General features: G+C 67.1%; 15 protein-coding genes. 7 read left to right on the top strand and 8 right to left on the bottom strand.

Going from position 1 to position 13,780, the window contains the following annotated elements; translation table 11 throughout:
• Positions 1–28 precede the first annotated feature (28 nt).
• Complete coding sequence (locus ACHQ4I_RS06295) at positions 29–1,864, bottom strand: acyl-CoA dehydrogenase (RefSeq protein WP_420770702.1); 1,836 nt, start codon at positions 1,862–1,864, stop codon at positions 29–31.
• A gap of 351 nt (positions 1,865–2,215) precedes the next feature.
• Between ACHQ4I_RS06295 and ACHQ4I_RS06290 the strand changes: the two genes are divergently transcribed.
• Positions 2,216–2,812 carry an alpha/beta hydrolase family protein gene (locus tag ACHQ4I_RS06290; protein WP_420770701.1) on the top strand — a complete coding sequence of 199 codons (597 nt, stop codon included), beginning with the start codon at positions 2,216–2,218 and terminating at the stop codon, positions 2,810–2,812.
• A gap of 14 nt (positions 2,813–2,826) precedes the next feature.
• Here the strand turns inward: ACHQ4I_RS06290 and ACHQ4I_RS06285 are convergent, their stop codons facing one another.
• The 4 genes from ACHQ4I_RS06285 to ACHQ4I_RS06270 form a co-directional block, all read right to left on the bottom strand.
• Positions 2,827–3,531: a class I SAM-dependent methyltransferase gene (locus ACHQ4I_RS06285; protein ID WP_420770700.1), complete on the bottom strand. Its 705-nt coding sequence runs from the start codon at positions 3,529–3,531 to the stop codon at positions 2,827–2,829.
• Positions 3,532–3,625: 94 nt separating this feature from the next.
• Positions 3,626–4,873: an erythromycin esterase family protein gene (locus tag ACHQ4I_RS06280; protein WP_420770699.1), complete on the bottom strand. Its 1,248-nt coding sequence runs from the start codon at positions 4,871–4,873 to the stop codon at positions 3,626–3,628.
• Between the two features lie 126 nt (positions 4,874–4,999).
• Positions 5,000–6,109 carry a DUF4185 domain-containing protein gene (locus ACHQ4I_RS06275; RefSeq protein WP_420770698.1) on the bottom strand — a complete coding sequence of 370 codons (1,110 nt, stop codon included), beginning with the start codon at positions 6,107–6,109 and terminating at the stop codon, positions 5,000–5,002.
• Positions 6,110–6,269: 160 nt separating this feature from the next.
• The gene (locus tag ACHQ4I_RS06270; RefSeq protein ID WP_420770697.1) at positions 6,270–7,031 is read right to left on the bottom strand and encodes a crotonase/enoyl-CoA hydratase family protein; all 762 of its coding nucleotides are present in this window, start codon (positions 7,029–7,031) and stop codon (positions 6,270–6,272) included.
• 114 nt (positions 7,032–7,145) lie between these two features.
• Between ACHQ4I_RS06270 and ACHQ4I_RS06265 the strand changes: the two genes are divergently transcribed.
• Genes ACHQ4I_RS06265 through ACHQ4I_RS06255 form a run of 3 tightly spaced genes read left to right on the top strand, consistent with a single transcriptional unit; the run spans position 7,146 to position 10,198 of the window.
• On the top strand, positions 7,146–8,678 hold the full coding sequence (locus tag ACHQ4I_RS06265; RefSeq protein WP_420770696.1) for an acetyl-CoA acetyltransferase: 1,533 nt from the start codon (positions 7,146–7,148) through the stop codon (positions 8,676–8,678).
• Positions 8,675–9,487 carry a crotonase/enoyl-CoA hydratase family protein gene (locus tag ACHQ4I_RS06260; RefSeq protein WP_420770695.1) on the top strand — a complete coding sequence of 271 codons (813 nt, stop codon included), beginning with the start codon at positions 8,675–8,677 and terminating at the stop codon, positions 9,485–9,487. The genes ACHQ4I_RS06265 and ACHQ4I_RS06260 overlap by 4 nt, the downstream gene beginning before the upstream one ends.
• A gap of 3 nt (positions 9,488–9,490) precedes the next feature.
• The gene (locus tag ACHQ4I_RS06255; RefSeq protein ID WP_420770694.1) at positions 9,491–10,198 is read left to right on the top strand and encodes a TetR/AcrR family transcriptional regulator; all 708 of its coding nucleotides are present in this window, start codon (positions 9,491–9,493) and stop codon (positions 10,196–10,198) included.
• On the opposite strand, the gene ACHQ4I_RS06250 is transcribed toward ACHQ4I_RS06255, so the two are convergent.
• Positions 10,182–10,970: an alpha/beta fold hydrolase gene (locus ACHQ4I_RS06250; RefSeq protein ID WP_420770693.1), complete on the bottom strand. Its 789-nt coding sequence runs from the start codon at positions 10,968–10,970 to the stop codon at positions 10,182–10,184. The genes ACHQ4I_RS06255 and ACHQ4I_RS06250 overlap by 17 nt on opposite strands.
• Before the next feature lie 107 nt (positions 10,971–11,077).
• Between ACHQ4I_RS06250 and ACHQ4I_RS06245 the strand changes: the two genes are divergently transcribed.
• The 3 genes from ACHQ4I_RS06245 to ACHQ4I_RS06235 all read left to right on the top strand — a co-directional run bounded on the left by ACHQ4I_RS06245 (position 11,078) and on the right by ACHQ4I_RS06235 (position 12,019).
• Positions 11,078–11,302, top strand: a complete 225-nt coding sequence (locus ACHQ4I_RS06245; protein ID WP_420770692.1) for a hypothetical protein — start codon at positions 11,078–11,080, stop codon at positions 11,300–11,302.
• Positions 11,289–11,585, top strand: a complete 297-nt coding sequence (locus ACHQ4I_RS06240) for a hypothetical protein (protein ID WP_420770691.1) — start codon at positions 11,289–11,291, stop codon at positions 11,583–11,585. The genes ACHQ4I_RS06245 and ACHQ4I_RS06240 overlap by 14 nt, the downstream gene beginning before the upstream one ends.
• A 104-nt stretch (positions 11,586–11,689) precedes the next feature.
• Positions 11,690–12,019, top strand: a complete 330-nt coding sequence (locus ACHQ4I_RS06235) for a hypothetical protein (RefSeq protein WP_420770690.1) — start codon at positions 11,690–11,692, stop codon at positions 12,017–12,019.
• Here the strand turns inward: ACHQ4I_RS06235 and ACHQ4I_RS06230 are convergent.
• Both ACHQ4I_RS06230 and ACHQ4I_RS06225 read right to left on the bottom strand, forming a co-directional pair.
• Positions 11,997–12,239, bottom strand: coding sequence for an NUDIX hydrolase (locus ACHQ4I_RS06230; RefSeq protein WP_420770689.1), 243 nt, complete (start codon positions 12,237–12,239; stop codon positions 11,997–11,999). The genes ACHQ4I_RS06235 and ACHQ4I_RS06230 overlap by 23 nt on opposite strands.
• Positions 12,240–12,283: 44 nt before the next feature.
• The gene (locus tag ACHQ4I_RS06225; protein WP_420770688.1) at positions 12,284–13,720 is read right to left on the bottom strand and encodes an alpha/beta hydrolase; all 1,437 of its coding nucleotides are present in this window, start codon (positions 13,718–13,720) and stop codon (positions 12,284–12,286) included.
• Positions 13,721–13,780 lie beyond the last annotated feature (60 nt).

The raw sequence follows: 13,780 nt of genomic DNA, 5'->3' as shown, positions 1-13,780 counted from the left end.
TCCGGGGCCGCTGTTGGTTTGCGTCGGATCAGAACGCCGCTTCGTCCAGCTCCATGATGTCGTTGTCCAGGTTCGACAGGATGGCGCGGGTCGAGGTCAGCTCCGGCAGCACGTTGCGGGCGAAGAACTGCGCGACGCCGACCTTGCCGGTGTAGAACGCCTGGTCGGCACCGGTGGCGCCGTTGTCGAGGGCCTTGATGGCGACCTCGGCCTGACGCAGCAGCTGCCAGCCGATGAGCAGGTCACCGACGGCCATCAGGAAGCGCACCGAACCCAGGCCGACCTTGTACAGCTCGCTCGGCTCCTGCTGAGCGCCCATCAGATGCCCGGTCAGGGTGGCGGCCATGGCCTGCACATCCTCGAGCGCGGTGGCCAGCAGCTTGCGCTCGGCCTTGAGGCGACCGTTGCCCGCCTCGGACTCGATGAACTTCTGCACCTGCCCGGCCACGTGGGCCAGTGCGACGCCGCGGTCGCGGGCGATCTTGCGGAAGAAGAAGTCCTGCGCCTGGATGGCGGTGGTGCCCTCGTAGAGCGAGTCGATCTTCGCGTCGCGGATGTACTGCTCGATCGGGTAGTCCTGCAGGAAGCCGGAGCCACCGAAGGTCTGCAGCGATTCGGTCAGGTACTGGTAGGCCCGCTCGGAACCGACACCCTTGACGATCGGCAGCAGCAGATCGTTGACCCGGAAGGCCACGTCCTTGTCGGCACCCGAAACCAGCTTCGCGATGTCCTCGTCCTGGTGCGCGGCGGTGTAGAGGTAGATCGCGCGCAGACCCTCGGCGTAGGCCTTCTGCAGGGCCAGGCTGCGGCGCACATCCGGGTGGTGGGTGATGGTGACGCGCGGGGCGGCCTTATCGGTCATCTGGGTCAGGTCCGCACCCTGGACGCGCTGCTTGGCGTAGTCCAGTGCGTTCAGGTAACCGGTCGACAGGGTCGCGATGGCCTTGGTGCCCACCATCATTCGCGCGTTCTCGATGACGTCGAACATCTGGGCGATGCCGTTGTGCACCTCGCCGACCAGCCAGCCCTTGGCGGGCACACCGTGGCCGCCGAAGGTGACCTCACAGGTGGCCGAGACCTTGATGCCCATCTTGTGCTCGACATTGGTGACGAAGACACCGTTGCGGTCGCCCAGGGTCTCGGTCTCGAAGTCGAAGTGCCACTTCGGCACGTAGAACAGCGACAGGCCCTTGGTGCCCGGGCCGGCGCCCTCGGGGCGGGCCAGCACCAGGTGCATGATGTTCTCGAACAGGTCGTCGGAGTCACCCGAGGTGATGAAGCGCTTGACGCCCTCGATGTGCCAGGAGCCGTCCTCCTGCTCGAGCGCCTTGGTGCGGCCGGCGCCGACGTCGGAACCGGCATCCGGCTCGGTCAGCACCATGGTGGCGCCCCAGTTGCGATCGGCGATGATCTGAGCCCATTTCTTCTGCTCATCGGTGCCGTTGTTGTAGAAGACCTGCGCGAAACCGGCGCCCGCGGCGTACATCTGCGCGGGCGGGTTGGCGCCCAGGATCATCTCGCCGAGCGCCCAGGTGACCGCGCTCGGCGCGCCGAGGCCGCCCAGCTCCTCGCGGACGCCGACCTTGGCCCAGCCAGCGTCTTCGAGCGCGCGGTAGGACTTCTTGAACGACTCGGGGAGGGTTACCGTGTGGGTCTCGGGGTCGAAGGTCGGCGGGTTGCGGTCACCGTCGACGAACGAATCGGCCAGCGGACCCTCGGCCAGGCGACGCACCTCGTTGAGCATCTCCTTGACGGTCTCGGTGTCGAGATCGCCGTAGGCGTCGCCGTCGAGGAGTGCGCCGAGGCCGAGTACCTCGAAGAGGTTGAACTCCAGGTCGCGTACGTTGCTCTTGTAGTGGCCCATGTCTGTTACTCACTCTCCGTTGAGTTGGTGCGGTCGGTTGGTTGCCGTTCCCGCCCGTTGTCGTCCATCGGGTAGCCGTGCCGGTCTTCCGTAGCGACTGCTTGCAGGTCGCACGGAATTGATCAGCCGCTTGCTACTCGCGGGTAACTTATGAGCCATATTACCGGTCGGTAATGGGGGTGCAAAGTCTCGAGAGAGCAAGTGTGACGCGGAAAACACCCGACGACGTTGCCGATCGTCTACGGCTCGCGTAGTAGACGATGGGCCCGGGTGTGCCGGCACCTTTTCGGGTGGCCGACGCGCTCTCGATGACTCGACGATCTCGGGTTAGCCGAGGACTAGCGTGGAACTGTGCGAATCGAGACGAGCGCCGGGCCCGCGGAGATCGAGCTCGACAAGCCGCGCAAGGCGGCGTTCCTGCTGCTGCTCACGCACGGATCCGGTGGCGGCGTGGACGCGAAAGACCTGCTCGCGGTGCGGGATCGCGCATATGAGCTGGGCGGCGCGGTGGCGCGGGTGATGCAGCCGTACCGGGTCGCCGGTCGACGCGCACCCGGCTCCGCCGTGAAGCAGGACGAGGCCTGGTTGGAGATCGTCGCCGACCTGCGCAAGCGGGTGAAAAACGTCCCACTGATCCAAGGCGGTCGCAGCAACGGCGCCCGCGTAGCCTGCCGCACCGCCGTCGCCGCCCGAGCCCGCGGTGTCATCGCCCTCTCATTCCCGCTACATCCCCCCGGCAAGCCGGAAAAGACCCGCCGCGACGAACTACTGGCCGCCGGCGATATCGAAGTCGTAGTAATCAACGGCGGCAACGACCCCTTCGGCATCCCCGCCCCCAGCGACGCCACCGAAGTCCACGCAATCCCGGGCCAACCCCACTCCTTCCGCTCCGGCTTCGACCAGATCGCAGAGACGGTCACCCCCTGGCTCCAGCGCTGGTCCCGGTAACGGCGTTGTTCGGGTCAGCTGGGTGGGGAGGCTGGTTCGATGGGGTGTGGGGGTGGGGCGGGTTTGGTGGCGATCACCAAGGCGTCGATGGCGTCGCGTTCGTCGGTCGGGCGGTAGACGCGGTCGGCGATGCGGACGCGGATGCGGTCGGGGTCGGGGCCGAGGTCGGCGATGATGTCGTCGGGGGTGAACAGGACCGATGGGTCCTGCGGGCCGCCGTAGCCGTCGGTGAGGTTGGTGGTGTCGTGGCCGAGGATCAGCAGGGTGCCCCCGGGGGCGAGGAGGTCGGCGAGGCGGCGGACGAGCGGGCGGCGTTGTTCGGCGGGCAGGTGCAGGAAAACCATCAGCACGAGTTCGTATGGACCGGTGATGCCCGCGGCGGCCAAGTCGGTGACGTCCGCGCACTGCCAGGTGATGCGGCTGCGAACCGAGCGGGACAACCGCGTCGCGATGGTGCGGCCCTTATCGATCCCCACCTGTGAATAGTCGACGGCATGCACCTGCCACCCGTGCGTGGCCAACCACAGGGCGTTGCGCCCTTCGCCGCACGCGAGGTCGAGGGCCCGCGGCAGGCCCGGCGCTTCGCCCTCGGGCGCTTCCGGCGCTACCGAGGCAACCCGCTCCAGCCCGTAGACATGCTCCACCACGGTGCTGTTCGGCGGTGCACCCCAAACCAATTCACTCTGCGCATACCGCGTATCCCAATCGGTCGCGTCCATACGCGCGAGTCTATTCGTGCCGCCGTCGAATAACCCGCCGCCTCGTACCCGGAACCGCCGTAACTCCTGGTCTGCTCGTCAGTAACCCCGAGCCCTACGCGCTCGCTTGCGGCAGCCAGTGCACCGGCGAGGTCTCGCGGATGTGGATGAGGACGTCGAATGCGTCGACCAGGGAGCGGACTGCTGTGTATGCGGTGGCGTCCTTGGTGGGGTCGTAGATGCCGCTGATCGTGCGTAGTTTCGCGGGGGCGTGCAGCCATTGCCGCACCGATTCCGGTGCGGCGCTGTGCAAATCCACGTAGCAGGCGGGTAAATCCAGCTCGCCCAGCGTTGCATCGATCAGGTCCGGTTGTGGCTGCGGCGCCACTGCCACTCCGAGATCGCCGTGATGGAAGCCGATGGCCACCGATATGTACCCGGCGCCGAAGTTTGCACGCAAATAGCTGCCTATGCCGCGGAATTCGGAGGTTTCGGCCGGGCCGTCGCCGAGCGTGAGAGCGGCGGTGTGGCCGATGCCGTCCCAGTAGGCGATTTTTGCGCCGGTGCGGCGCTGCCATTCGATAACCCGGTCGGCTGCGGGGCGCTCGTCGCGTGCGAAACCTCCCTGTCCGGCAACGCTTTTCTGGTGGAAATCGACAATGAGTTGCAGATGGGTTATCGCATTGTCGAATTCTGTTGTCGGTGGGAGTGTTTCGAATAGTGCGAGGGCGTCGCGGGCGTCGTCGATGAATGGGCGGCCGGGGTGAATTCCATGATGGCGCTGCACATGTTCATCCACTTGGTGTGCGGTGCGGATCGGGGTGAGATGGGATTCGATTGCGGCCAAGCGATCCGGCGCATGCCGGCGCAGGTAGTCCAGCACCGCGTCGTAGTCCGAAGGCTCCGCGCGCGGCGGCTCGACGCCGAAGATCCGGACCGGATCCCCCGGGTGTTCCTGGTTGAATGCGCGAATCCAGGACAGTGCCGCCGCCATTTCGGCCGTCCGGGTCGGCCGCCATGCATCGGCGAGCACCGATTCGGGATCGCCCACACCGGTGCGCACATAGGCGTCGAGCCGCTCGCCCGAGCGGGCGCTGTCCTGCACCGCGAGCGCTCGGTACCCGTATTGCTCGACCAGCACCCGGAACACGCGCTCGCGCACTCCGAAGGTCTGCCGGGAGAACCGGGTCGACTCGCCGAGCCCGACCACGGTCGCTGAGCCGAGCCGGTCGGTGAGCGGCGCGAGCTCCGCCCCGGTGCTGTCCGCATCGGTGTCGGATATCGGCCGCGCATTCGCGCGCAGCCACGCGCGCAAAGCCGAAGCGGCGGTGACAGATTCGCTGGTTGCGGCGGTGGTGCCCATATTCTCTCCCGAAGTTCGACAATCCGACGCGATCAGCTTCATACCTGAAGTGATGTTGAGGTCAAGTCGAATTCGAAACGGGAGCAACGGGACACGGCGATACCGTGTCCCGTTGATCCCTGGATCTCAGAGCGTGGTGTGCATCAAGAGCACGTTGTACTGCGAATGCACGGTCGTCACGAAGTACAGATCACGTCCGGTCTGATACGGGAAGATCGACGGCGCATACGCACTCGGCAGCTCCCGCGTATCGATCAGCACCTCCGGATCGCTCCACGGCCCCTCCGGCGAGGCGGCGCGGCGCATGACCACCGAATTGAACGGATCGGTGGTCAGCGAGATGAACTGACCCAGGTACTCGTTGTACATCACCGACATCTCGCCGACGCCCCACATGATCGGCGCCGCGGCATTGACATCGCCCTTCTTGCTCCAGTGCCCGCCGTCCCAATACTCGTATTCGCCCAGATTCCCGATATCGCCCTCACGCACCCGCGCGACATAGGCCGCCCGGTTGCGCCCGGACTGGGTGCCGTACTCGTAGACGAACCCGCCGTTCTTGACGAAGGCATTCATCTGGAAATTGGCGTTGCCGCCATCATTCGGACGCCGGGTCTCGGGGAGCTCGGCCCAGGTCTCCCCGTTATCGCCGGATGCGGCGAGCCCGGAGAAATTGGTGGTCCACCGGCCGACATCGTCCCAGGTCTGCACCGACATCAGGCTCATGAATTGGACACCGCCGACCGAAATGCCCGCGGTCGGGATGCGGCTGATCTCCACGAACGGGATCTTCGGGCTGGGAATCAGGTCGCGCGCCTGGCCGAAGAAATCGCGCACCACGCTGTCGAAGAAGATGCCGTTGGATGGATCGTGGGTGTGGCTGCGCACGAGAATATTGCTGCGCCACGCCCAGGTGCTGCCCGCGAGCAGGTTCGGGAAGCCGAGTCCGGCGGTATCGCCGAACGCGGTCAGCATTTCGCCGTTCCCGTTGTCCCACATGATGCCGAGATCGGTGCCGAGCACGTTGTAGGTCTGGGTGTTGTTCGGGCTGGCCAGCCCGGTCATCTGGAATACCGCCCTGGTGCGGCCGACCAGGTTGGGCAGACCGTTGGTGCCGTTGAGAACCGGGATCGGATTGATGGCGTTTGGGTTTGCCGAGGCAGGGGTAGTAGCTACCAGGAGCAAGGCCGAAGCTCCTGCCAATGCCGAAAGCAAGGCGGACGCGAACTTGTTCAAAGTTTCTGAGCCCTCCGGTTTCTGGCCGAAGCGGCACGATACGGAGTTTCCATGCGCGCCACATTTCGGCTGGCTGGCAAATCCCCAAGATGCTAACAGCGAAACCGGTGAAATTTGTCGCTTGCGCGATTCGTCAGGAAAGTTGTAAGCGCTTCGCTACCTAGGTTGCCGAGCGATTACCACGAGATATTGCCTGCCGCAGGATCAAGGGCAACTGGGTGGCACGCTCGATGGCGAAGGTGCGCCGCGCCGACGCGTGCCAGGAGCGATCGAAGAGCTGTTTGGCGCCCGCGACCGCGTGCGGGGAGCGGGTCGCGATGCGGTCGGCGAGTTTCTCCGCCGCCGCCACCGGGTCCGCGGTCACCTCGGTGACCAGGCCGATCCGCTCGGCGTAGGCGGCGTCCACGGTGTCGGCGGTCATGGTCAGCAGCAGTGCCTTGTCGACGCCGATCAGGCGCGACAGTGTCGCGGCGCCGGTCATATCCGGGACCAGGCCGTGCTTGGCCTCCATCACCGAGAACTCCGCATCGGGGGTGGCGAAGCGGACGTCGGCGGCCAGCGCGATCTGCAGTCCGCCGCCGTAGCAGCGGCCGTGCACCGCGGCGATCACCGGCACCGAGAGCCGACGCCACGCCCAGCAGGCCTCCTGGAAGGTATTGGTGCCGCGCCAGGGCAGCGGGATGAAGTTGCGCACGACGGCGAGCGGATCGCTGGTCGTCTTGGCGACGTCCAGACCGCTGCTGAAGCTCGGGCCGTTGCCGGACAGGATGACCGCGCGCACGTCCTTGCGACCGGCGATGGTGTGCGCGGTCGTGACCAGGTCGCGGAGCATATCGATGGTGAGGCCGTTGTGCTTGTCCGGCCGGTTCAGCGTGACGTAGGCGCGGTCGCCGGCGAACCGCAGCGCGATATCGGAGCCCATTCCCGGATCTTACCCACGAGTCAGTTCGTGTCGAGGGCATTGCCCGAGTAACGGCCCTCTGTTCTAATCGAACACGCGTTACCGTCAATGCTGACGGTAAAGAGTGGAGGAACAATGCTGCCACCCGGATTGGACCCGCGAACGCCGGTGCTCGTCGGCGTCGGACAGGTCGTGCACCGGACCGACGAGCCGGGACTGCCCGGCCCCGTCGAACTCGCCGCCGAATCCCTGCGCCGGGCTGGCGCGGACAGCGGCACCGGCGACCGGTTGCTGCGATCGGCCGATCTGATCGCCGCCGCGGCCCCGGTCAGCAGGCCGTACCCGGACCTCGGCGCGTTGGTCGCCGCGGAACTGGGCGCCGCCCCGAAGCGCACGCTGCAATCGGCGCGATTCGGCGGTGACGCGCCGCAGCGCCTGGTCAGCGCTGTCGCGCAGGCGATCTCAGACGGACGGTGCGAGGTCGCGCTGATCACCGGGGCCGAATCGGTCGCGTCCTGGAATGCGGCCACCCGCACCGGCGCCGCACTCGATTGGCCCGAGCAGGCCGAACAGGTCCGGCCGACCGAGATCATCGGCACCGAGCGCGGACCCAATACCGAGATGGAGACCGCGGCGGGGTTGTGGGGTCCGGTCTACTTCTATGCGCTGATGGAGACCGCGCTGCGCGGACGGCTCGGGCTGAGCGAGGCCGCGCATCGGGAGCGGATCGGCGGGCTGTGGTCGCGGCTCTCGGCGGTGGCGGCGCGCAACCCGTATGCGTGGCAGCCGACCGAACAATCCGCCGACGAGTTGATGACACCGACACGCGCGAACCGGATGGTGTCCACGCCGTATCCGAAGCTGCTCGTGGCGAACCTGTCCGTGGATCAAGGCGCGGGACTCATCCTGTGCAGTGCGGCGGCGGCCGATGTGGCGGGCGTGCCGCGCGAGCGCTGGGTATTCCCGCACGGCGGCGCCACCGCCACCGACGAGTGGTTCGTTTCCGAACGCGCGGATATGTCCACCTCGCCCGCGATCGCGGCGGCCGGGCGGGCCGCACTGACCGGTGCGGGTATCGGCATCGATGATGTCGCGCATATCGACCTGTACTCCTGCTTCCCGGTCGCGGTACAGGTCGCGGCCGAGGCGCTGGGGCTGCCGATCGACGACCCGGCGCGGCCGCTGTCGGTCACCGGCGGACTCACCTTCGCGGGCGGCCCCGGCAATAACTACGCGACCCATTCCATCGCGACACTGGCCGGTCGGCTGCGTGCGGACCCGTCGGCGTACGGCCTGGCGAGCGCACTGGGTTGGTATGTCACCAAACACGCCATAGGTGTCTACTCCGCGCGCCCACCCGCGCGTTCGTTCCGCGCCGTCGAAGCGGAAGTGCCGGTGGCACGGCGTGATTCGGCACCCGGCTACACCGGGCCGGCCACCGTTGAGGCCTACACCGTCGCTTACCGCAAGGGTCCCGCACCCGATCACGCCGACGAACCCGAGGCCGTGGTGATCAGCGCGCTGACACCGGCCGGTGCCCGCATACTGGTCCGGGCGTCCGATGCCGACACCATCGCGGCGTTCACCGACGGCGACCCGATCGGCGCGGCTGCCGATGTGAACGCCGCCGACAAGATCACCCTGCTGACCGAGAGGACCGTCAAATGAATTCAGCGTCGCAAAGCGATTCGGGTGGTGACCGCGCGACCGGTGGGGCAGACCTGGTGCTGGTCGAAAAGCGCGATGCGATCACCGTGCTGACCGTCAATCGCCCGCAAGCCCGCAACGCCATCAACCTCGCCACCGCGCAGGCCATCGAGGCCGCCGTCGACGAATTCGAGTCCGACGATGCCGCCCGCGTGCTCGTGCTCACCGGCGCGGGCGGAACATTCAGTGCCGGAATGGATCTCGTCGCCGCCTCGAAGGGCGAGATGCCGATGACCGCGAACCGCGGCCCGCTCGGCATCGCCGCGAAACCGCCTGTCAAGCCGATGATCGCGGCCGTCGAGGGCTTCGCGCTCGCCGGTGGTTTCGAGCTCGCGCTCTCCGGTGATCTCATTGTCGCCGCGAGCAACGCCCAGTTCGGCATTCCGGAGGTGAAGCGCGGTCTGGTCGCCGCGGGCGGCGGCGTACTGCGCCTGACCCAGCGGCTGCCGCGTCCCATTGCCGCGGAACTGGCGCTCACCGGCGGGCGCATCGATGCCGAACGGCTCTATCAGCTCGGCCTGATCAACCGGATCACCGAACCCGGTGCGGCGCTGGCGGGTGCGCTGGCATTGGCGGCCGAAATCGTTGCGGCCGCGCCGCTTTCGGTCGCCGCGAGTAAGCGGATCATCGACGAGTCGCCGGATTGGTCGGTCGCGGAGGGTTTCGCGAAGCAGGGCGAAATCGCCTTGCCCGTGTTGTTCTCCAAGGATGCCACCGAGGGTGCGCTGGCCTTCGCGCAGAAGCGCGAACCCCAGTGGCAGGGACGCTGACAGATGCATTCGGCGTCGCACGGCGACTCCTCGAGGGGTGGTGGTCGGGCGACGGGCGAGCCCGAACGTGTCCGGGAGACGCAGGCGCAGCGCCGCTCGCGCATGCGCACGCGGCTCCTGGACGCGGCGGTGGACAGCCTGGTCGAGGTCGGTTACGCGGGAACCACGACACTGGAGGTGCAGAAACGGGCCGGGGTGCCGCGCGGCACCCTGCAGCACCACTTCCCGACCAAGGCAGATCTGCTCGCCGGTGCCGTCGAACATCTCGCCGAGCGCCGATTCGCCCAGCTGACAAGGGAATTCGAGGCGATCCCGGCCGGGGCCGACCGGCTCGAAACGGCCGTCGAGCTGACCATGCGCATGTTCACCGGGCCGACATTCTGGGCGGCACTCGAGATGTGGGTCGCCGCGCGCACCGATCCCGAACTGCTCGCGGCATTCCTGCCGCTGGAATATCGACTATTCGACTTGATGCACAACAGCATTCGCGACATCTTCCGTCAGGAGTTTCCCGACGACCCGCGGGTGCCGACCATTACCGAATTCACCATCGAGATCATGACCGGTCTGGCCATGCGCGTGCTGCTGACCGGCGACCTCGACCGCAACCGAATCCTGCAGCACCGCTGGCGAAATGCCGTTCGGATCCTGCTCGGCGAGGCGGATCCGGCCACGCTGACCGATCCGCGATCGGTCAGGAACGGGGGCTGATCGTGTCGAGCAAGACCTTCGCGCATCCGGCCGGATCGTCGAAGAACGGGGTGTGGCCGCTGCCGTGCAGTGTGACGTGGCGCGCGTTCGGGAGGGCAGTGCGGGCCCGGCTGCTCTGGGTGGCGTAGGTCAGCAGGATGTCCCGGTTGCCCCAGGCGATGGTGACGGGAATGTCTGTCAGCGCGCCGATTTCGTGCAGCTTCGCATCGTTGAAGGAGGCGAGGGCGGGTTCGAAGCCGGGTGCGTCGGCCGCGCCGCGCGCGGTATCGACGGCCACCTGCGTATCGATGGCCCACGGCTTGCCGAAGATCAGTGCCAGGAATGCCGTACGGCCTGCGGCGGTGCCGAGAATCGACGGGATTGCCGGGCGCAGCGCCCGCGCGAGTTGGCGCGACTTGCCCAGTGACTGCTGGCACCAGACACGACCCGGGGTGTCCCAGAATCCGATCGGGGAGAACGCCGTCACCGAGCGGGCCAGCCCACGCGCGCCGAGGTTCAGGACGATGAGCCCGCCCATCGAGTTGCCCGCGAGATGCGGTCGTTCGATGCCCTGCTCGGTGAGGAAGTCGGCGAATGCGTCGGTCAGGGTGTCGACGGTGGTGTGCGCGAGCGGTGCGGAGCCCCCGAACCCGGGCAGATCGACGGCGAAGACTTCGTAGGATTCGGCGAGGGTATCGATGATCGGCTCCCACACCTGCCAGCGGCTGCCGACTCCGTGCACCAGAACGAGCGGATCCCCCGCGCCGACCCGGTGGTGGTTCAACGTCGTCATATCTGTGACCGTAACAGTAGTCACCAGCCGCCGGTTCGAGATTTCCGGCCAGCACGGTGACCGGATTTCCGCTGGCAGTCGGCCGAAACATCGGTACGATAAATGGTATGGCAACGCGTAAGGTCACCCTTTCGCTGGACGAGGCGTCCTGGGCCTTCGCCGAACAGGCGGCGGCTCGCGCGGGGATGTCGCCCTCGGCGTGGATATCGAAGGCAGCGCGTCGCGAGGCCGTGCGGACCGGCGTCGGTCCGGTGCCGGATGTGACGGCTCAGGCCGCGGCGGACGAGGCGGAGCTGGCCGCCGCCGAGGAGGCGATGCGTGCGCAGGGGTGAACTGTGGACCTATCACCCACACGGTTCGCCGCGGCGCCGTACCGTCGTGCTCATCAGCAGTGATGGCATCAACGAATCACCTAGACCGTGGCTGATCGCTGCCGAGGTCGTCAAAGACGATCCGCAGGACATCCTGGCCGTCCCCGTCGAGCGGCACGGGTGGGTGCACGCCGGGAATATCGGCCGCATCTATCGCGGCTGGCTGGCCGAGCCCGTCGATGAGATGGAATCGGATGCGCTGGAACGACTGGATACCGCGCTGCGTGCGGCCATGGATCTGTAATCCATAGGTCGATCACTCGGCCACCACCCCGCGCCGTACGGCATTATCGTTGCGGCGCCATCGCGGTGGCCGTATGTGCAGACTGAACTGAGAAGAGGAATCAGGTGCGGACCTTCCTGATCGCCGCAGCGCTCGTCGCGCTGCCGGTATTGGCGGCGTGCGGTAACGACAAGGCCGCGGACCAGCCCGCGGTAACCCAGGCCGACCTCGCCAAGTCACTACAGGACAAGGGCCTCAAGGACAAGACCCTGGCCGACTGTGCCGCGAAGGTCTATGTGGACCAAGGTATTTCGCAAGAGGGCCTGCGCAAGATGATCGGCGACGAATACGACGCCAAGGCCGCCGACCCCAATAACTTCGGCATGAGCCAGTCCGACGCCGACAAGGCCCGGGAAGCCAACTCCAAGATCTTCACCGAATGCCGCCCGAAATAGGCTGATCACGCGGCGAATCGGCAGGGGGCGTTCGGCGTTCATGCCGTAACGGTGCCCCGGTGACCAGCAGATCGGTCAGCGAATGCAGGTCGCCGGGCACCAGTCGGTCGCGCGCAGCCCACCAGCAGTGGCCGGTGATCGAGCTGCGCTCGACCGACGTGAAACCCGTTGTGTCGATGTCGAAACCGTCGACCCGGGCGAGAAAGGGCGCGCCAGCCACTCCGTGACTGTAGCGGTGGGCACCGACATCGTCGGCGGGCCTGGTCAGGCGGCTGGGCAGTGGGTCGAGGGTGCCGGGACGGTGCGATCGATGAGGTAGCGGTCGGCGGCGGAGGTGGTGCAGGGGGTGCGGTCATAGCTGCCGTGGCCCCAGCCGTCGTAGGTGAGCAGGGTGGCGTTGGGAGTTCGGGCGGCTACCTGGGTTGCCCATTCGTAGGGGGTGGCCGGGTCGTGCCGACCGTTGAGGATCAGGATCGGTGGGGTGTCCACTGCCTTCGGGCGATGCGGGAGATTCCGCGGCGGGGTCGGCCAACCGGAGCAGAGAGTGCCTGCGGCCCATGCGAAATGGGTGCGCAGCGTGGGGGCGTTGGCGTTCTGTTCATGCCACTGCTCGGTCCAGTCGTCTTGATCGGCGATGTCGAATTTCCAGTCCGCGCACACGATTGTCTCCGGTGCCGCCGTCGGCTCGCCCGATCGCTGTGCTGCGCCGGGCTGCACCGGGGCCGCCGGTGGCTGGGCCGTCAGCGCTTGCAGATCGGCGGTCAACCCCGCCCAATCGGGGCGGTGAAGTCGTTGTGTCACTTTCATACTCAGATCGATCGGCCCTAGTACCCGGTCCGGTCGGGCAGGATCGCGCAGCTCGCCACGCGCGGCCTTCGCGAAGAGTTCGCCGTACACCCGGTGCACGTCCATGCTGTGTAGCGCGCAGGTCTGGTCGCGCTCGCACCATGCCGCGAATTCGTCGAAAGCCTCTTGGCCCGCGCGTGCTTCGGTCGCGAGAAAGCCGCGTCCGTCGAGGCTGTGATCATCCACGCTGTCCATCAGCGACGCTCGCAGCCGCTGCGGGAACAGCTCCGCATACGCCTGCGCCGGCATGGTCCCGTACGACCGGCTGTAGAGGCTGAGCTGATCCACCCCGAGCGCGACCCGCAGTGCCTCGACATCGCGCGCGACGCTGACCGCGTCGAGATGGTCGACCAGCGGCCCGGTGTGCTCCCGGCAACTGTCGGCGAGATCCCTGGCATAGGAACGCACTTCGTCGATCCGGCCGCCGAGGTCGGGCACCATATTCGGCCGGTGCGCGACCAGTCCGGCATCACAGCGCAGCGGGTGACTGCGCTGCACCCCACGCGGATCGAGGCTGATGATGTCGAATCGCGCCCGCAGTTCCGGTGAGAACTTCCCGCCCTTCAGGATGTCGTCCACACCGGAGGACCCCGGTCCGCCGGGCAGCGAGACAAGTGTCCCCACTTTTCGCGCCGGATCATCGGCCTTGTCCCGCACCACGGCGATATCGATTGTCGGGCCATCACGATCGGCCCAGTCGATCGGCACAGCGACCGTCGCACAGTCGAATTCGGCGTTCTCCTGGCAGGGTTGCCAGTTCGGTGTCGGATTCGATGCGGAGGTGCAGGCGGCCGAGGCGGCCGGTATCAGTGCGGCCGTGAGTGCGGCGCAGAGCATTGTGCGGCGGAAGATCACGACGCGATCGTCGCTTCGCCACCCGCCCGCCCGCATCCCTCCAGCGAGCCATCCCGCGCT

The organism is Nocardia nepalensis (assembly GCF_048910785.1).
Lineage (GTDB): Bacteria > Actinomycetota > Actinomycetes > Mycobacteriales > Mycobacteriaceae > Nocardia > Nocardia nepalensis.
The sequence above is the reverse complement of the archived record's forward strand: the minus strand, read 5'-3'. Positions and strand labels throughout refer to the sequence as shown.